The sequence below is a fragment of the Compostibacillus humi genome (assembly GCF_014637175.1).
GTDB classification, from domain to species: Bacteria; Bacillota; Bacilli; order Bacillales; family Amphibacillaceae; genus Oceanobacillus; species Oceanobacillus humi.
Genome location: NZ_BMEV01000066.1, coordinates 1 through 18,338, shown reverse-complemented (window position 1 = coordinate 18,338; position 18,338 = coordinate 1). Strand labels below are relative to the sequence as shown.

Here is an 18,338-nt window from a genome sequence, read left to right as displayed (position 1 = left end):
AAGAGAGGCTTACCTGAAGGATCTGCATCGAACCACAAGAAAACAGCGCGAGGTCAAAAAGGTCGTTCGAATGTCGACTTATTTACACGAACCGAATCGTCCTTCCATCGGTGCGAAACAAGGTTCGATCGTCGTGTACGCAGCTCATTCATCCGCCATTGGAAATCTAGTTAAGAGTTTCCGATAATCACCCTGTTATTTTGTGTTCCGTTCTTGGTTTGTAGAACGTAACACAAAATAACAGGTCACCAAGCGATGGTAATCGCGCGGTAGCCTAAGTAAGCGTACAAAAATAGAGTGCCGGAAATACTAGTGTGAGAAGGTTACCGAGAAAAGCTTGACACAAACAGTATAATCTTTCATGTTGCATGAGAGAATAAACTGTTTTACAATAATATATGTTTTATTTCAGAAAGCTGGTGCACGGGCAGCCCAATTCCTCTTTGGATAGGGGATCATTAGGCAATATTCAGTACATAACTGAAACAGGAAACATGAAAATACGGCTCGATGCAAAGTTTAAAATATAGATAAGGGTCAGCTGGGAGAGACTATAAATGATGGAAAAAGCTTTTACAATCACTGATTATTCTGGATTGCAGGAACAATCGGCAGCAAAGCTGGCGGAAGTGGCAAGCAAATTTACATCCCGTCTTAATTTAGAATATGAAGATAAGATGGTCGATTTAAAATCAGAGATGGGATTGATTTCCTTAGGACTGGAATATCAGAGCGGAATAACGATTATTGCAGAAGGCAAAGACGAGCGGGATGCGATGACTGTCATAGAAGATACGTTAATGACAACGAATATAGCGAAATAATAATTTGTTAAAGCCAGGATTCATAACTGGCTTTTTTTCTTGCTTTCTATTTTGGCAAATGTATTTGTTATAGCAAGTGTCATCGTTCCAATATAATAGTAGGAGGGAGGCGTCCTTTATGAAGTTGATTCAGGATATTGCCGAATACCGGCTGGTGATGGAGTTTTTGCATAAAATTAAAGCTGGCAAAAAAAGGGTCATTATTGCCATTGACGGCCGTGCGGGAAGCGGGAAAACGACGTTCGCCAAAAGGGTACAGGAAGCTTTAGATTGCAACGTATTTCATATGGATGATTTTTTTCTGCCTGCATCATTAAAAACAGAGAAGCGGCTGCAAGAACCGGGAGGAAATGTTCATTACGAAAGGTTTTATGAAGAGGTCATCGCTCCTATAGTAAAAGGAATTCCTGTTGTATATCGGCCGTATAATTGTCAGACAGGAGAGCTGGAAGAAGAGATGCGTTTTAAGCCGAAACAAATTACAGTAGTCGAAGGAGTATACAGTTTACATCCGCTATTTCAGCCGTTTTATGATTTTAAAGTATTTATGACGGTTGATCAGGAGGTACAGCTGGCACGAATCGAGCGGCGAAACGGCAAAGAGATGCTGCAAGCCTTTGTTGAACGATGGATTCCGCTGGAAGAAAATTATTTTCGACAACTAAACATCGAGAAACAGTACGATATAACTATAGATACAACGGACTTTTAATAAAGTGCCGCCGAAAGTCCTTTCGATTCTTTGGGAAGTACCACCGGCGGTATTGTCAGTTAAATTTGTTCGTTAATTTCGCTAAGGTTTTGGCGATATCGGTTAAGTTTAGGCCGATTTCATAGGTGTTTTTCGTTTGTATGTATTGCTGTTCGCTCGATGCCAGCATTTCCTCTGTGCTTGCCAGCGTTTCCTGTGAGGTGGAAGAAAACTCTTCCGAGGTTTTTTCCAAGACAGGAATTAATTCTCTCACCTGATGCAGATGTTTTTTAATTTTATTTAATTCTCCATTTACTTCTGCAATCCCCTTCATTAACTCATCAAAGGAAAATTTCGCCATATTCGCTGTTTCGATGTTTCCATTCGATTTCTTCATTAATCTTTCAAATTCTGCAGTCGCTTTATAAGTAATTCTCTCCATTTCGGATATGGAATCAGTGATTTCCTTAGCAGCCGTCCCCGATTGTTCTGCCAACTTCCTTACTTCCAATGCGACGACAGTAAACCCTTTACCGGATTCTCCAGCCCTTGCAGCTTCAATGGAAGCGTTAAGTGCTAATAACTTTGTCTGTTTTGCTATTCCTTGAATTACATTTACCAATTTCGAAATGGATTTGGAATAGTCATTCGTCTGCTGTACAACCTTTGCCAAATGGTCAAAATCCGCTTTAAAAGAATGGAACGTGCTAATTAACTCACGAATTTTTTGATCGCCATTTTGGGCCGAGCCAATCATTTTTTCCGAACTGGCAAAAATTGTTTCCATATCATGAAACATGACTGCCGTTTTTTCCTTCAAAGCAAGATAATGATGCACACTTTGTTCCGAACTTGCTGCTGTCTGTTCTGCTCCGTTCTTTACCACTTCAATCGAATCCATTAAATCTTTACCGGACTGCAGCGTACTTTCCGATGCTTTCGTCAGCTCGGTTCCTGTTGCATCCAGTTTGTCCGTCGTCTGTTTCATTTGCTGCAGCAAAGTTTGCAAGTGTTGAATCATTGCGTCATAGCTTTTCGTTAAAGAAATATATTCAGGAATCGTCGTTTTCATAGATGGTGTTTTTTGGATGTTGCCATTGCGCACCTCTCTCATCGTATTGCGCAAAACGGTAAGAGGCTTTGTTAATGTTTTGACAAACAAAATAATAAGCAAAGCAGAAACAGCAATGCTGACAATGGCAATAATAATATTCGTCATACCCATTTGCTGTACGGGTGCCATAAAAGAATTTGTCGGTACAAGCAAGACATAAATTCCGCCGATTTCTTCCATCGGCTGAAAAGTTATCGTATAATCAGTTCCAGCTATATTTTCAAAAATTTGTCCTTCTTTTAGATTGGAAATTTGTTTTATTACGGTTTCAGGAATGGCTGGTATTTTCCCTTCACTGACAGGAAAAGCAATGGCTTCGTTATTATTAATATAAAAAAACTCTGACTCCACACCATCTCTATCCAGCTGGGACTGTTGGGTGCGGATGTTCGCATTTAATTGCTGTTCAAAATAATCCGGATCACTTACATACAAAAAATGAAGATTTTCCGCTATATATCCCATCAGCTGAACTTCCCGCTCTAATCGCTGTGTATTGGAGTCCAAAGCAATGTCCTTCGCCTGATAGTAAGAACTGTACCCGGCAGTGACGACACTTGCTGTGAGAAAAATTAAAAAGGGAATTAATAACCGGGTTCGCAAACCGGACTTGATAAGGATTTGATGAAATAACCGTTTCATTCCTACAGCTCCTCTTGTCGAATTACTTCTGATTATAGCAAGTAAATATTAAATTACTGTTAAGAATGGGAATATTTTCCGATGGACTAAAGAACTGTTTACATATCAATACTTAATCTTTTTATTCGCGTGATTGTATTAGGAACGGTTATAATAAAAGATGGAGAAAAAAACAGGAGGAAAGTTTCATGCACGAAATAAAAAAAGGAGAAAATAAATTTTATATTGGGGAAGATATAAAAGAGCCGATTGCCGAGTTAACTTTTATCGAATCGGGGAAAAATAGAATTGTTGCCGACCACACCTATGTGTCCAACGAATTGCGGGGACAAGGGATTGCAGGGCAATTGGTGGAACATCTTGTACAATACGCCCGGGAAAAAGGGAAGGTCATCCTGCCGGAATGTCCTTATGTAGAACGGAAATTAAAAGAAAATCTTGATTATCATGACGTGCTAGCAAAATAATCACTTTATGAAAGGTGCTGATGTGATGTACCTGACAATTCAAGAAATTGCAGAATACTTATCCATGCCGGAGACGAAAATATCTGCACTCGTATTGCAAGGTCGCATCCGAGCAGTTCATGACGGCGAGCAGTACCTTATTAACAAAGAACAATTCACAACCCATTTTGAGCAAGTGGAAAAATACCGCAGGATGATTCAAGAATATTTAAATGAACCGATTCCGGAAGATATCGATGTCGGAGATGAAGATTAATCGGCTAGTTGTGTCCTTAAAAAAAGAAGTAACATTAGCGGCCCGGCAAGTCCAGAGCTATTGGCTCCGGTCCCTAATGTTACTTCTTTGTTTGATTACAGAGGTGCTTTTTCCACAACCCGTCCAAGCCGGCCTTCTGTAGTTTCAGCTTCCTTTAATGAACGGATTACCGCTTCCTCCGTTGTTTCGACAACCGCTTGGAAAAGCTTGTTCATAATCGGATGATCATCCCGAACATAGGCCAATGATTCCACTGCACCTTGTGGATAATGGGAGGACCGGTTTTTCGTGGAAAAGGCAATGGCGATGTCTCCGCTTCCATTTTCCAAAATGCTGCCCGTTCTGCCAAGGCCGGCCGCTGCCCGTCTTGCTAACCGTGTTAACTGACGGTCATAAAGAGGAGCATCCGTTGCCAAAATGATCATAATTGACCCTTCCGGCGCATTTTTCGGCTTTTGCTCCAGATTTGCAAACAGTGAATGTTCTGGTTTTCCATAGTTGCTTAACACTAAACATCCGACGGTGAATGTTTCCCCGTCCATGGAAACGATGCGGCTGGAAGTGCCAATCCCCCCTTTATAGCCGAAAGCAACCATTCCTTTTCCGGCACCGACGGCTCCTTCTTCCGCCGGTTCTGCTGTGGCTTTTTCAATTGCTTCAATAGCATGCTCTGGTTTAATGGCCAAATGACGAATGGAATTAAGGTAGCCATCGTTACATTCTCCGACGACGATATTTACCGTGCTCGTTTCGTCTCCGATATCATTATTTTCTTTAAGCAAATATTGGAGTGTGCCGTGATACACCGCCCCGACACTATTCGTATTTGTCAGCATAATCGGCGATTCAATTCGGCCAAGCTCCTTTACTTGAACGAGTCCGATACTTTTCCCGAACCCGTTTAACACAGCACAACCGGCAGGCACTTTTTCCTGAAACAGATTGCCGCCATGGGGGAGGATTGCTGTCACGCCGGTACAAATGACTTCTTGCTCTTCCAGTTTTTCATACAGTGTAACATGTCCCACTTTTACCCCTTCTACGTCAGTAATGCAATTTTTTTCTCCTCTCGGCAAAGCCATCTTTCATTCCTCCATGATTTAATATGTCAAAATGTTATCAATTGTTTACCCTATTATAAGCAATCATGAACAGAAAAGCGAAGCGATTCACGTATGAAGGAAATTTGGCGAGGAAACAATAGAGATTATGATATTTTTAAGCAGGAGGAAAAAATGGAAAAAAATCTTTTCATATTCGCTTGGGTAACGGTTTCGCTATTTATCTTTGCTGCCGGCGCTGCAGCGGAAAAAATAGGTACCGAAATAGGAAATCAGGCTCCAGATTTTCAGCTGAAGCAAATGGACGGTTCAACTGTTTCTTTATCCGATTTTCGGGGAGAAATCGTATTTTTGAACTTTTGGGCTACGTGGTGCCCGCCTTGCCGCAAGGAAATGCCAGACTTGCAGCGTTTTTATGAAGATATCGATGCTGTTGTGCTCGGTGTCAATTTAACGGATACGGAAATATCAGCACATCAAGTACAGCAATTTTTGGAAACATTTCAAATTTCCTTTCCTGTTGTGATGGATACAGCTGGGGAAGTTTCCCGCTTATATCAGATTAGGCCGATTCCGACGACATATATTATTGATTCAGAAGGAATAATCCGGGAAAAGGTATACGGGGAAATGGCTTACGAGCATCTCATGAAAGAGTATAGTAAAATAAAAGGAGAGTAACGGAGAAATTACGCAAGAAATGCTTGGGGGAGGATTACTGTGCGATTATTATTAGGACAATTTGCTATAACATTTCTCGTTTGGCTCGGTTTGGCCTTTTTCTTTGCAGAAATGAATGAAGGAAGCAAAGTTATTTTTTATTTAGTGACTTCATGGCTGCTATATTTACTTGTTGTTATTGTGAAAACGTGGTTCCGTGAACATAGAAAAACAAAGGGAACGAACAGGTGAGGATGAAATATAGATGTTGACTGCAGAAAAGTTATCGATGTCTTATGGGGATAAAGTATTATTCCGAGATGTAAGTTTTACCGTGGGGAAGGAAGATAAGATTGGCGTCATTGGGGTTAATGGCACCGGCAAGTCCACATTGCTAAAAGCTATTGCGCAAATTGAAGTGCCCGATTCAGGTACGATTAGTCATCCAAAGGATTATACAATTGAATATTTAGCCCAAGAGCCAATGCTAAATCCTGATTTAACCGTCATGGATCAAATTTACTTTGGCGAAAATGAACGGATACAGCTTTTGCGCAATTATGAAACGGCTGTTTTGCAATTAGAAAAAGATCCGGGAAATATAACAATGCAGCAAAAAATGCTCAATTTGCAAGAAAAGATGGATAAAGAAAACGCCTGGGGAGCATTAACGGAAGCGAAGACAATTTTAACAAAATTAGGCATTACCGATTTTGAAAAGCGAATTACGGAATTATCCGGCGGCCAAAGGAAACGAGTCGCCATTGCGAAAGCTTTAATTCAGCCGAGGGACTTGCTAATCTTAGATGAACCGACGAACCATCTTGACAACGATACGGTTCTTTGGCTGGAAAAATATTTGCAAACTTATCCTGGTGCAATTATCGTAGTAACTCATGACCGTTACTTTTTAAATCGGGTAACCACGAAAATTTTCGAGCTGCATCAGGGAGAACTTTATATTTATGAAGGAAATTATGAACTGTATTTGGAGAAGAAGGCGGAACGGGAAGAGTTAAATAAACAAAGGGAAGCGAAGCATCAAAATATACTAAAGAAGGAACTCCAGTGGCTCCGCCGCGGGGCAAGGGCAAGAACGACGAAACAGAAGGCAAGAATTGAGAGAATTGAAGGCTTAAAATCAAAGAACTTTGACACGAAAAAAGAAACGATTGAGTTTCAGGCAGCATCATCCCGTCTCGGAAAAAAGGTAATCGAAATAGAGAGCATTGATAAATCCTTTGACAATCGGAAGATCATCTCTGGCTTCAGCTATATTATTCAGCCGGGCGACCGAATCGGCATTATTGGTCCAAATGGTACAGGCAAAACAACATTGCTAAATATGCTGGCAGGAAGTGAGGAACCGGACGAGGGGGAAATCTCCGTCGGGGAAACGGTAAAAATTGGCTATTATACACAAGGAGACGAAGAACTGCCGGGAGATAAAAGAATTATCGATTATATTAAGGAAGCAGCGGAAGTGCTTCGAACGAAAGAAAGCCGCCTAATCACCGCAGAGCAGTTGCTCGAACGGTTTCTCTTTTCCCGTAAAGAACAATATACGTATATTAGAAGTTTATCCGGGGGACAAAAAAGAAGACTGTACTTGTTAAAAATATTAATGGCAGAGCCGAATGTGCTGTTATTGGATGAACCTACCAATGACTTGGATACGGAGACATTATCCGTATTGGAAGATTATTTAGAGCAGTTTTCCGGTGTCGTCATTACAGTTTCCCATGACCGCTACTTTTTAGATCGGGTCGTGGATAAATTGTTCATCTTTGAAGGAAAGGGAAAAATCCGGTCATTTATCGGAAACTACAGTGAATACATAACAGTGCAAGAACAGGAACAAAAAGCAGAGCTGAAACCGCAGAAGAAAGAGAAAATAGAAAGCAAACCGAAGCAAAGGAAAAAGCTGTCTTATAAGGATCAGAAGGAATGGGAAAATATTGAGGAAGAAATCACCCGGATAGAAGAAAAATTAAAAGAGATAGAGCAGGAAATCATTGAAGCAGGGACCGATGCCGAAAAAGCCGCTGAATTATATAATGAACAAATGGAGCTGGAAAGGGAATTAGAGCAAAAGCTGGAAAGATGGGAAACTCTGTCCTTATTAGTAGAAGAAATGGAAAACGATAACTAGTACAATCCTAAGAAAGTTCCTATAAGGATATAAGAAACAGGGAAATAAAAATCTTGATAGATTTTTTATGGAGCGGACATATGCTTTTAATCAGTATTTGTCCGCATTTTTTATAAAAATTATTTTCTTAAAATTTAAATTAATGCTATCTCCCCAATTATTTAAATATTGATAAAAATGATTAAATTATATATGCTTAAGATAACAACAAAGTCCATGCAGTGAAATTATTCGCATATTTCCTTTATTTGCTCATATCATTTTCTGATGGCGGATTTAACGGAAATGATGAGGCACTCTTTAAGACGAGGAGCGACGGACAATGGTATTTATTAGTGACATCGTTCGGCAGATGCCGGCATATCTCTTTTCGCAAATCCAAAGGAAGAAGGCGCAGCTGGAAAAACAGGGCGTTGATGTGATTGATCTCGGTATCGGTGCGCCTGATTTGCCAACACCGGAATTTATATGCGATGTGCTGGATAAAGAAGCGCGGATTGCTGCCAATCAGCGTTATTCCAACTATCAGGGAATTGCAGAATATAGGAAAGCAGTAGCAGATTTTTATATGAAGCATTACGGTGTGGAAGTCGACCCGGAAACAGAAGTGATTGCACTAATCGGTTCAAAGGAAGGAATCGCCCATTTAATTCAAGCCGTATTAAATCCTGGGGATAAAGTGCTTCTTCCAGATCCTGGCTATCCTGTATACCAATCTAGTGTACATATCGCTGGAGGGGAAGGTGTACCCTATACCCTTTCGTCTGAATTCGAATACAAGCCGGACTTTAAGCAAATCTCTGATGTAACAGCCAAATCTGCAAAATTAATGCTGTTAAACTACCCGAATAACCCGACTTCAGCAACGGTTGAATTGGAAACGTTTAAAGAGGCTGTAGATTTTGCCAGGAAGCATAATCTTGTTGTAGCAAATGATGCAGCGTACAGTTTAGTCACTTTCAAAGGATATAAAGCTCCTAGCATTTTGCAGGTTCCTGGAGCGAAAGATTGTGCGGTGGAAATCGGTTCCCTATCGAAAAGCTTCAATATGGCTGGTTGGCGTATTGGCTATATGGCAGGGAATAAAGAGATTATTCAGGCGATGCTTACATTAAAAAGCAACGTGGATTCGAGCCAATTTATTGCCATCCAAAAAGCAGCGGCGGCAGCTCTTAAGAGTGACTTTCGGAGTGTGGAAGCAAACAATGAAATTTATTACGAACGATTGCAGAAGCTGCATCATGTATTAACCGAATTAGGACTGGAGGTACAGGAGCCGAAAGGAACATTTTTTGTCTGGGCAAAAGTCCCAACCGGCACATCATCTCAAGAATTTGCCAACAAATTATTAGAGGAAGCTGGAATTATCGTAACACCTGGAACAGCCTTCGGACAGGGAGGAGAAGGATATATTCGTATTGCATTAACTGTTCCTGTGAAAAGATTAGATGAAGTAAATAACCGGTTGCGAAAGGTGATGGACAAATAATGAAGGTGATGACGGCAGCTAAAGCAATAGTGGAATGTATGAAACGGGAAGGGGTCGAGAAAGTTTTTTGCGTACCGGGAGAAAGTTATTTGCCGGTATTGGATGCCCTCTATGATGAAGAGTCGATTCAGGTGATATCTGCGAGACATGAAGGCGGTGCAGCCTTTATGGCAGAAGGATATGCGAAAGCAGCGTTAAAACCTGGTGTTGTTCTTGCGACGAGGGCAGTCGGTGCGAGCAATCTTGCCATCGGGGTGCATACGGCATATCAAGATTCCACGCCGATGGTTGTATTCCTCGGACAGGTAAGCAGCAAGTTTCGGGGGAGAGAAGGATTTCAGGAAGTGGATTTGGACCGTATGTTCCAGCATATTGCCAAATGGGCAGTCGAAATAAATGATGCGGAGCGGGTGCCGGAAATAGTAGGACGGGCGTTTCGCATTGCGCAGACTGGCCGACCAGGGCCGGTCGTCGTTTCTTTGCCGGAGGATGTTCTTCCTGCAGAAGCAGAAATGCATTTTGGCCCTGTGACAACGATTCCGCGACCGACGCCATCAGACAATGAACTCATTCAAGTGAATTCGTTATTGAGAACATGTGAAAAACCTTTAATTATTGCAGGGGGCGGAATTAAGAGTGCTAGAGCAGAAGCTGCGCTATTAAGGTTTGCGAATGCATACCAGCTGCCTGTTGCAGTATCCTTTCGCCGCCATGATGTGTTTCCGCACGACCATCCATTATTTGTAGGTCATCTCGGCCTGGGAACAGCAAAATCGATCTTGGATACGGTGAGACAGGCAGACTTGATTTTAGCCGTTGGTACGAGATTGTCCGAAGTAACGACGCAAGATTATTCCATTATTTCTCCAGAACAAAAATTAATTCACGTGGACATTGATTTCGATACGTTAGGAAAAGTATACAGCCCGGATATCGGAATTGTTGCCGATGCAAAGGAAGCTCTAACTGCATTGCTTAATCTAGAACTGGATGTAAAATGGCGGGACTGGGCGGAAAGAAGAAGGAAAGCGTATGAAGAAGCAAGCGCATTAACGGTGTCGGATGATGATGCAATAAATAAACACGTCATTCACATTATGGCAAATACAGTAGGGAAAGACAGTTTAATTACAAACGATGCGGGAAATTTTGCCGGCTGGCTTCATACCTACTATCCGTTCCGGGAAGAGCATACATATATTGGCCCGACATCAGGGGCGATGGGATATGGCATGCCTGCAGCCATCGGGGCAAAACTCGCCGATCCGAATAAAACCGTAATTTCTCTTTCCGGTGATGGAGGATTTATGATGACAGCACAGGAATTGGAAACGGCTGTCCGCTACCAAATTCCGATTATATGCCTTGTCTTTAACAATAATATGTACGGAACGATCCGGATGCATCAGGAAATCCATTATCCAAAGAAAGTAATTGCCACCGATTTAGGTGATGTTTCCTATAAAGATTTAGCGGCAAGCATGGGAGCGGAAGGTTATGTTGTCGATGATCCGTCCGGCTTTGAACAAGCGTTAGCAAAGGCGGTTCAAAATAATAAACCGACATTAATTGAAATATTGACTGACAGAGAGCAAATTTCCGTTTCCAAAACGATTGAGCAGCTGAGAAATAAATAAACCCTCTTCATGCTTTCAATCTATTTAAATAAAGGAGGAATAAGGATGACAGTATTGCAGATGGAAAAATTAAGCAATTTTATTAATGGGGAGTGGGTAGATGTCCCAAGATCGACAGCAGTCATTAACCCGGCAACCGGGGAGGAACTGCTGCAAGTGCCTCTCTCTTCTGCAGAAGATGTAGATAAGGCGGTAGAAGCAGCCAAAAAGGCGCAAAAGGAGTGGGCACTCGTCCCTGCGCCACAGCGGGCAGAAGTGTTATATCGGATTGGGAATCTCCTGAAGGAACATAAAGAACGGCTGGCAAGATTGCTTACAATGGAAAATGGCAAAGTGCTGGAAGAAGCAAGGGGAGAAGTACAGGAAGGAATCGATATGGCCTTTTATATGGCCGGGGAAGGACGCCGGCTGTTCGGACAGACAACTCCTGCCGAGTTAAAAGATAAATTTGCCATGAGCCAGCGTGCTCCAGTTGGTGTTGTCGGAATTATTACTCCTTGGAATTTCCCGATTGCTATTGCGACATGGAAGTCCTTCCCTGCCATCGTTGCCGGAAATGCGGTAGTTTGGAAACCGGCTACTGAAACGCCGATTATGGCTTATGAACTGGCAAAAATTTGTGAAGAGGCTGGACTTCCGAAAGGGGTATTGAATGTTGTCTTCGGTACCGGTTCCGAGGTCGGAAACCGGATGGTGGAACACGAAGATATTCGGGTAATTTCTTTCACCGGTTCTAACGAAGTAGGAAGAAACGTTGCGGCAGCCTGCGGCAGACAACTGAAAAAGGTATCGCTGGAAATGGGCGGTAAAAATGCCGTCATTGTCATGGATGATGCAGACCTTGATTTGGCAGTAGAAGGAATTATCTGGAGTGCCTTCGGTACGAGCGGACAGCGCTGTACCGCATGCAGCCGGGTTATCGTTCATGAGGCGGTGAAAGAAAAATTACAAGAAAAGCTGCTGACGGCCATGGAGCAATTAACAATCGGAAACGGACTTGATGAATCCAACAGAGTCGGACCAATTATAAATAAAGCGGGCTTAGAAAAAATTAAAAAGTATATCGAAATCGGCAAAGAGGAAGGAGCCAAATTACTTGCTGGAGGTTATGAACTGACCGAAGGGGAGCTGAAAAACGGATTTTATTTCGCGCCGACTTTATTTACAGATGTTACACCTGATATGCGGATTGCCCAGGAAGAGATTTTCGGTCCTGTAATTTCCCTGATTTCTGTAAAAAGTTTTGAAGAAGCAATTGAAGTAAATAATAGCGTTTCTTACGGTTTATCCAGTTCTATTTTCACAAGAGATGTAAACCGGGTATTTAAAGCACAGCGGGATTTAGATACAGGAATCGTTTACGTAAATGCCGGAACAACTGGTGCAGAGATTCACCTTCCATTCGGCGGAACAAAAGGAACAGGAAACGGACATCGGGATTCTGGTGTGCAGGCGTTGGATGTCTTTACTGAATGGAAAGCAGTTTACGTAGATTTCAGCGGCAAGCTGCAGCGGGCACAAATTGATGTAGAATAGGCAGAATCATTTCGGCAAAAATCCTAATCTTCATTCAATTTCAGGGGGTATCGTAGAATGAAAATCGGCGTATTAGGCTCAGGATTAATGGGAAAAGAAGCTGCAAGGGATTTAGTGAATTCGGAAGGAGTAACTGCTGTAGGACTGGCAGATATTGATCAAGAACGTCTGCAGCAAGTTGCCAAAGAACTAAATTCGCCAAAACTAACAGTGCATTTGGTAAATGCAAATGATGAAGAAGAATTAAAGGCATACATTAGCCAATACGACTGCATCGTTAATGCCCTGTTTTATTCCTTCAATGAAAAGGTAGCGAAAGCAGCCATTGAAGTCGGGGTTAATTCAGTTGATTTAGGCGGCCATATCGGCCATATTACCGATAGAGTATTAGCGCTCCATGAGCAGGCAAAGGAAAAAGGTGTAACGTTAATTCCTGATTTAGGTGTTGCTCCCGGAATGATTAACATTTTATCCGGGTATGGCGCACAGAAGCTAGACAAAGTGAAATCCATTAAACTATATGTTGGAGGAATTCCGGTAAAGCCGGAGCCTCCGCTCGAATACAACCATGTTTTTTCGATGGAAGGGGTCTTTGACCATTACACTGATCCATCATTGATTATTCGCAATGGCATTAAACAGGAAATCCCATCTCTGTCCGAAGTGGAGACAGTGCATTTTGAGAAGTTCGGTCCATTGGAAGCTTTCCATACTTCTGGAGGTACGTCGACGCTATCCCTGTCCTTTCCGGATTTGGATGAGCTGGAATATAAGACAATCCGCTATCCTGGCCATGCAGAGAAATTTAAATTATTAGTAGACTTAAATTTAACGAGAAAAGATTATGAAGTGGAAGTTGACGGACAAAAGGTGAGTCCGCGGAAAGTGCTGTTGAAAGCGCTGGATCCTTTCGTAGAATTGGGAGATAAAGAGGATGTCGTCCTTCTGCGGGTCAAAGTAGCAGGAAATAAAAATAACGAGTCTGCCTTATATCAGTATGAAATGATTACGTATAAAGATAAGAAAAATAATGTTACAGCAATGGCGAGAGCTACAGCAAACACTATTTCTGTAGTTGCCCAATTAATAGGAAATGGTACGATTAAAGAAAAAGGCGTCTTTCCGCCGGAGAAAGTTGTTCCTGGTGACATTTACATTCAGGAAATGGCAAAACGAGACGTTATTATTAAAGAAATAGAAAAGGAATCAGTGACAGCGTAATAGACGTTTTCTTAAATCTTCTGCCACAATAGTATAGACAGAAAGGACTGGAGAAGAATGAATACAGTTTTTATCGCAGGGCACTCCCGGCTGCCGTCGGGAATGGCGGCAAAGAGCATTTATGAAACATTGACAATCACAGCGGAAATTGATAAAAAATACGGAGTAATTGTCGCGCTGAACTGTACCCTCGCAACAGAACACGGCCGAGATTTTATCCAACGTTTGCTCCGGGGGTATAGTTTAAATGAAGGAATCGATGGTCCGGTAGAAGAGATTAAGAAACATTATTTAGGCAAGGCAGGAAATGCGCTCGCCTCCGCTTTAAAAGATTTATATAAACAATATGTAGCATATGCCGAATCGAAAAAGGTCATATCTTAACGAAAGGCTGCTGGTATTTGCCAGCAGCCTTTTTTACCCTGATAGCGGAAAGCCGTTCAAAAAAGGTTGTCCCGGGCCGTTCGGGACAACCTGCGTTTTCGGTTATTTCACTGTTTCTTCCGGTTTCCAAGCCGGGAGCATTTTATTTAACGGCTTATCTTTTCGGTAGCCAAGGACGTATTCAGCCTGCATAATCGTATGAATTTCCCTCGTTCCTTCGTAAATAACCGGCGCCTTTGAGTTTCTCAGATAGCGTTCCACCGGATATTCATCGGAAAATCCGTAAGCACCGTGAATTTGTACGGCATCATCTGCTGCCTGGTTGGCAAAGTCACATGCTTGCCATTTTGCCAGTGACGTTTCCCGGGTATTGCGTTTACCTTGATTTTTCAATTCTCCGGCCCGGTATACGAGCAGGCGGCTCATTTGCAAACCTGCTTCCATTTTTGCAATCATTTGCTGTACGAGCTGATGTTTGCCAATTGGCTGGCCGAATGTTTCCCGTTCGTGGCAATATTTAACACTTGCTTCCAGGCATGCCATAATCTGTCCTACAGCTCCTGCAGCTACCGTAAATCGTCCGTTATCCAGAGCGGACATTGCAATTTTGAACCCTTCTCCTTCTTCCCCGAGCAGGTTTTCTTTCGGAACTTTCACGTTATCGAAAAACAGTTCCCCTGTATTTCCGGAGCGGATTCCCATTTTTCCTTTAATTGCTTTCGACGAGAAACCTTCCCAAGTACGCTCAACAATGAAAGCAGAAATAGCTTTATGTTTTAATGCTCTGTCTCCGGTGTAGGCAAAGACGATAAAGTGATCAGCAATATCACAAAGGGAAATCCACGTTTTTTGGCCGTTGAGGATGTAGTAATCTCCTTCTTTTCTTGCTGTGGATTGAATGGCGGCTACGTCAGAGCCGGCACCAGGTTCGGTTAAGCCAAAGGCCCCGATTTTTTCTCCCTTAGCTTGAGGAACGAGATATTTCTGTTTTTGTTCTTCCGTTCCCCACTGAAGCAATGTCATGCTGTTCAATCCCGTATGAACAGATACGGCTGTACGGAAGGCAGTATCTCCCCGTTCCAATTCCTCACAAACGATAGCTAAGGAATTATAATCCATTCCTGCGCCGCCATACTCTTCAGGGATGCAAACTCCCATTAAGCCAAGATCCCGGAGGCGGTTAAAAATATTCGGGTCAAATTCTCCTTTCCTGTCCCATTCGGCAATATACGGCATAATCTCCTTATCGACAAAATCACGCACCGTTGCACGCAGCATTTTTTGTTCTTCTGAGAATTCAAAGTTCATTGCTTTACCTCTCCTTTTTTATTTATTTTTGATAATATTTCATCATTGTGCTCTCCTGCATTTGGAGGATGATGACGCAATGTTACCGGTGTCCGGGAAAGCTTTAATGGACTGCCGATCATCTTAATGGTTCCTGCGGTTGGATGTTCGGTTGTCATAAACATGTTTCGTGCTGCAAGCTGCGGATCATTCGCTACCTGTTCGATGTTTTGTATCGGACCGCATGGGATTTTTTGTTCATTGCATTTTTCTTGCCAATAAGATGTCGGTTTCGTAATCAGCACTTCTTCCAATAACGGAATTAGTTCATTGCGATGCTGTACACGGTCAGGGTTGGATTTAAATTTTTCCATTTCTGCAAGTTCCGGCTTGCCCAAAATCTGACATAGCTTCTTAAATTGATGATCATTCCCTACAGCAATGACCATTTCCCCATCTTGCGTCGGAAAAGTCTGATATGGCACGATATTGGCATGCTGATTGCCAAGGCGCTTCGGAATATTCCCGGACATTAAATAATTGCTCCCGATATTGACTAAAGAACTGACAGCCGAATCATACAGGGAAATATCTAATTTCTGTCCCATCCCGGACTGTTCCCTTTCGAGAAGTGCCGCCTGAATCCCAATGCATGCATACAGGCCAGTCAGCACGTCGGTAATTGCGACGCCTAATTTTTGCGGTCCGGATTTTTCGTCTCCGGTAATGCTCATTAATCCGCTCATCGCCTGAATGATAAAATCATATCCGGGCATATCTTTATAAGGGCCGGTTTCCCCAAAGCCGGTAATGGAGCAATAAACAATTTGCGGGTTGATTTCTTTTAGTTCTTCATAACCAAGACCGAATTTTTCCATCGTTCCGGTTTTAAAGTTATGAATGACTACATCGCTTTCTTTCACAAGCTCCTTAATAATTTTAATTCCTTCTTCTGTTTTTAAATTTGCCGTAATGCTCTTCTTATTGCGGTTCGCTGTTAAGTAGTAGGCGCTGACACCATTTTGGAATGGCGGCCCCCATTTCCGCGTTTCATCACTGCCTCCCGGCGCTTCGACTTTAATGACTTCTGCCCCTAAGTCACCAAGAATCATCGTGCAAAATGGTCCAGCAAGCACCCGGGACAAATCGAGTACTTTAATATGGGTTAGCGCTCCCGACAACGTCTTTCCCCCTTTCTTCCTTGAAAATTCTCCCTTTCCACCTGTACATGAAGATAAAAAAGCCAGTCCAGACGAACACAGTTATCCTGTATTACAATCTGAACTGGCTTTTATCTGTTGGAACAAATCTGGTGTGGATTTGTAAACAGATTAGGCAGTTATTAAAAATATTTTATTTTTGTGATAGTGAAGGTGGAATGTGTTATAACACATTGTATTTACATTATAAGAGATAAAAAGTTTTTTGTAAACGGTTTCTTGATATATTTCATACCAAATCTGTAATAATAACTATTTTGACGCTTTTTGCAATTTATTGATCATCTTTAATGCTTTCCCGGTTCCGATGGCTACGGCTTCCAAAGGATTTGGCGCAATGTGTACAGGTACGATGAGCTCAGCAGACAGCCATTCCTGAATGCCTTTTAGCAGAGCACCGCCGCCAGTAAGTACTATTCCGAGATCAACGATATCCCCGCTTAATTCCGGCGGACATTTTTCCAATGTTACATGAATCGCGTCTAAAATTTTTTCCAGGGATTCTTTCATCGCTGCATGCACTTCTTGTGAATCAATTTGAATTGTTTTCGGCAATCCTGTAACCATATCCCGTCCGCGAATGTCCATCGTTAACGTTTTATGATTCGGGTGGGCGAAGCCGATTTCCATTTTAATCATTTCTGCCGTCCGTTCGCCAATCAGCATATTATATTGTTTGCGAATGTGATTGATTATGTCCTCGTCCAGCTTATCACCGCCGACCCGAACAGAATTCGAAGCAACAATTCCGCCGAAGGAAATAATTCCGATTTCGGATGTTCCCCCGCCAATATCGACGACAACATTTGCTGTCGGGCTTTCCACTGGCAATTCAGCTCCAATTGCAGCGGCGACCGGTTCTTCAATGAGGTGTACTTGTTTAGCTCCATAATTGGATACGGCGTTATGAATTGCTCTTCGTTCCACTTCAGTACTGCCGGATGGGGTACAGACGACAACCGTCGGTTTCCGCATGGAAGTGCCTATTGTTTTGCTTACTTTTTTTAAGAACTCCGCTAACATTTGGGCCGTAACGTCATAGTCCGCAATAACCCCTTCTCTTAGGGGACGGATAGGGATAATGTTCTGCGGTGTTTTTCCAATCATTGCCTTCGCTTCTGCACCGACAGCGACGACTTGTTTTGAATTTATATCAATTGCAACAACAGATGGTTCATTTAAAACGATTCCTTTATTTTTGGAATAGATAAGGATGTTTGCGGTTCCGAGATCGATTCCAATTTCTGCGTTTGAAAACATAGTTGGTTCCTCCATTTATTTCAAGTGATAGCATTGCTTAAAAAAATTAACATATATTTAAAAAATAAAGGATAGAGCGCTTACAATTCAAGTTATATTATCATTACATATTAAGACAATTTATGACAAATATTACAATCGGTGTAAATGTTTCGAATATTAGTGTTAAATGTTCCTGATGAAGATAGTCTTATTTTATGGCTTTTTGCCGTTTCTAAACAAAGGAAATTTATTAAACACAGATGCTTCATGCGTTAAAGCGCGGAATACTGCCGTTTCCCTAATCTTTTAAAATAAATGTCCAAATAGTATAATAATGTAGTAATAGAGACTCGGAAATTAATTAAGTAATTTCGGGACTTTTGGAGGTTTCGCGTAACCTAAAATAATCCTTAGGGTGTTAGAGATAAAAAACTGCATGCCAAATAAACCTGCGA

Annotated in this window: 18 protein-coding genes; 13 read left to right on the top strand and 5 right to left on the bottom strand. The window is 42.0% G+C overall.

Features of this window, described 5'->3' with window-relative positions; translation table 11 throughout:
* The 3 genes from IEV18_RS17300 to IEV18_RS14065 form a co-directional block, all read left to right on the top strand.
* Window positions 1–187 (top strand): hypothetical protein (locus tag IEV18_RS17300; protein WP_373281939.1); only part of this gene is annotated, 187 nt, incomplete at its 5' end.
* A 370-nt stretch (window positions 188–557) separates the two neighbouring features.
* On the top strand, window positions 558–824 hold the full coding sequence (locus IEV18_RS14070) for an HPr family phosphocarrier protein (protein ID WP_229733663.1): 267 nt from the start codon (window positions 558–560) through the stop codon (window positions 822–824).
* Window positions 825–942: 118 nt separating this feature from the next.
* Window positions 943–1,536, top strand: a complete 594-nt coding sequence (locus tag IEV18_RS14065; RefSeq protein ID WP_188393025.1) for a uridine kinase family protein — start codon at window positions 943–945, stop codon at window positions 1,534–1,536.
* A 55-nt stretch (window positions 1,537–1,591) separates the two neighbouring features.
* Here IEV18_RS14065 and IEV18_RS14060 read toward each other — a convergent pair whose 3' ends face one another.
* Complete coding sequence (locus IEV18_RS14060; RefSeq protein WP_188393024.1) at window positions 1,592–3,271, bottom strand: methyl-accepting chemotaxis protein; 1,680 nt, start codon at window positions 3,269–3,271, stop codon at window positions 1,592–1,594.
* A gap of 137 nt (window positions 3,272–3,408) precedes the next feature.
* Here IEV18_RS14060 and IEV18_RS14055 point away from each other — a divergent pair, with 137 nt between their 5' ends.
* Both IEV18_RS14055 and IEV18_RS14050 read left to right on the top strand, forming a co-directional pair.
* Window positions 3,409–3,738 (top strand): GNAT family N-acetyltransferase, encoded by a 330-nt coding sequence (locus tag IEV18_RS14055; RefSeq protein ID WP_268235424.1) that lies wholly within the window; start codon window positions 3,409–3,411, stop codon window positions 3,736–3,738.
* A gap of 25 nt (window positions 3,739–3,763) precedes the next feature.
* Window positions 3,764–3,994 carry an excisionase family DNA-binding protein gene (locus IEV18_RS14050; protein WP_188393022.1) on the top strand — a complete coding sequence of 77 codons (231 nt, stop codon included), beginning with the start codon at window positions 3,764–3,766 and terminating at the stop codon, window positions 3,992–3,994.
* A gap of 95 nt (window positions 3,995–4,089) precedes the next feature.
* Here IEV18_RS14050 and IEV18_RS14045 read toward each other — a convergent pair whose 3' ends face one another.
* Window positions 4,090–5,076 (bottom strand): DmpA family aminopeptidase, encoded by a 987-nt coding sequence (locus IEV18_RS14045; RefSeq protein WP_188393021.1) that lies wholly within the window; start codon window positions 5,074–5,076, stop codon window positions 4,090–4,092.
* A gap of 153 nt (window positions 5,077–5,229) precedes the next feature.
* On the opposite strand from IEV18_RS14045, the gene IEV18_RS14040 reads away from it, so the two are divergent.
* The 8 genes from IEV18_RS14040 to IEV18_RS14005 all read left to right on the top strand — a co-directional run bounded on the left by IEV18_RS14040 (window position 5,230) and on the right by IEV18_RS14005 (window position 14,134).
* Window positions 5,230–5,736 (top strand): redoxin domain-containing protein, encoded by a 507-nt coding sequence (locus IEV18_RS14040; protein ID WP_188393020.1) that lies wholly within the window; start codon window positions 5,230–5,232, stop codon window positions 5,734–5,736.
* 39 nt (window positions 5,737–5,775) lie between these two features.
* The gene (locus tag IEV18_RS14035; protein WP_188393019.1) at window positions 5,776–5,967 is read left to right on the top strand and encodes a hypothetical protein; all 192 of its coding nucleotides are present in this window, start codon (window positions 5,776–5,778) and stop codon (window positions 5,965–5,967) included.
* 13 nt (window positions 5,968–5,980) lie between these two features.
* Complete coding sequence (locus tag IEV18_RS14030; protein ID WP_188393018.1) at window positions 5,981–7,867, top strand: ABC-F family ATP-binding cassette domain-containing protein; 1,887 nt, start codon at window positions 5,981–5,983, stop codon at window positions 7,865–7,867.
* Between the two features lie 322 nt (window positions 7,868–8,189).
* Window positions 8,190–9,356 carry an LL-diaminopimelate aminotransferase gene (locus IEV18_RS14025; RefSeq protein ID WP_188393017.1) on the top strand — a complete coding sequence of 389 codons (1,167 nt, stop codon included), beginning with the start codon at window positions 8,190–8,192 and terminating at the stop codon, window positions 9,354–9,356.
* Between the two features lie 8 nt (window positions 9,357–9,364).
* The gene (locus tag IEV18_RS14020; protein ID WP_188393026.1) at window positions 9,365–10,993 is read left to right on the top strand and encodes a thiamine pyrophosphate-binding protein; all 1,629 of its coding nucleotides are present in this window, start codon (window positions 9,365–9,367) and stop codon (window positions 10,991–10,993) included.
* A 45-nt stretch (window positions 10,994–11,038) separates the two neighbouring features.
* Window positions 11,039–12,529: an aldehyde dehydrogenase family protein gene (locus tag IEV18_RS14015; protein WP_188393016.1), complete on the top strand. Its 1,491-nt coding sequence runs from the start codon at window positions 11,039–11,041 to the stop codon at window positions 12,527–12,529.
* Window positions 12,530–12,586: 57 nt separating this feature from the next.
* A complete protein-coding gene (locus IEV18_RS14010) occupies window positions 12,587–13,750 on the top strand; it encodes a saccharopine dehydrogenase family protein (RefSeq protein WP_188393015.1) in 1,164 nt (387 codons plus the stop codon).
* A 57-nt stretch (window positions 13,751–13,807) separates the two neighbouring features.
* Window positions 13,808–14,134 carry a DUF3870 domain-containing protein gene (locus IEV18_RS14005; RefSeq protein ID WP_188393014.1) on the top strand — a complete coding sequence of 109 codons (327 nt, stop codon included), beginning with the start codon at window positions 13,808–13,810 and terminating at the stop codon, window positions 14,132–14,134.
* Between the two features lie 102 nt (window positions 14,135–14,236).
* Here IEV18_RS14005 and IEV18_RS14000 read toward each other — a convergent pair whose 3' ends face one another.
* The 3 genes from IEV18_RS14000 to mreBH all read right to left on the bottom strand — a co-directional run bounded on the left by IEV18_RS14000 (window position 14,237) and on the right by mreBH (window position 17,901).
* Window positions 14,237–15,442, bottom strand: coding sequence for an acyl-CoA dehydrogenase family protein (locus tag IEV18_RS14000; protein ID WP_188393013.1), 1,206 nt, complete (start codon window positions 15,440–15,442; stop codon window positions 14,237–14,239).
* Window positions 15,439–16,602, bottom strand: a complete 1,164-nt coding sequence (locus IEV18_RS13995; RefSeq protein ID WP_188393012.1) for a CaiB/BaiF CoA transferase family protein — start codon at window positions 16,600–16,602, stop codon at window positions 15,439–15,441. Before IEV18_RS13995 ends, IEV18_RS14000 begins: the two co-directional genes overlap by 4 nt.
* A 291-nt stretch (window positions 16,603–16,893) precedes the next feature.
* Window positions 16,894–17,901 (bottom strand): rod-share determining protein MreBH, encoded by a 1,008-nt coding sequence (mreBH, locus tag IEV18_RS13990; RefSeq protein WP_188393011.1) that lies wholly within the window; start codon window positions 17,899–17,901, stop codon window positions 16,894–16,896.
* Window positions 17,902–18,338: the final 437 nt, after the last annotated feature.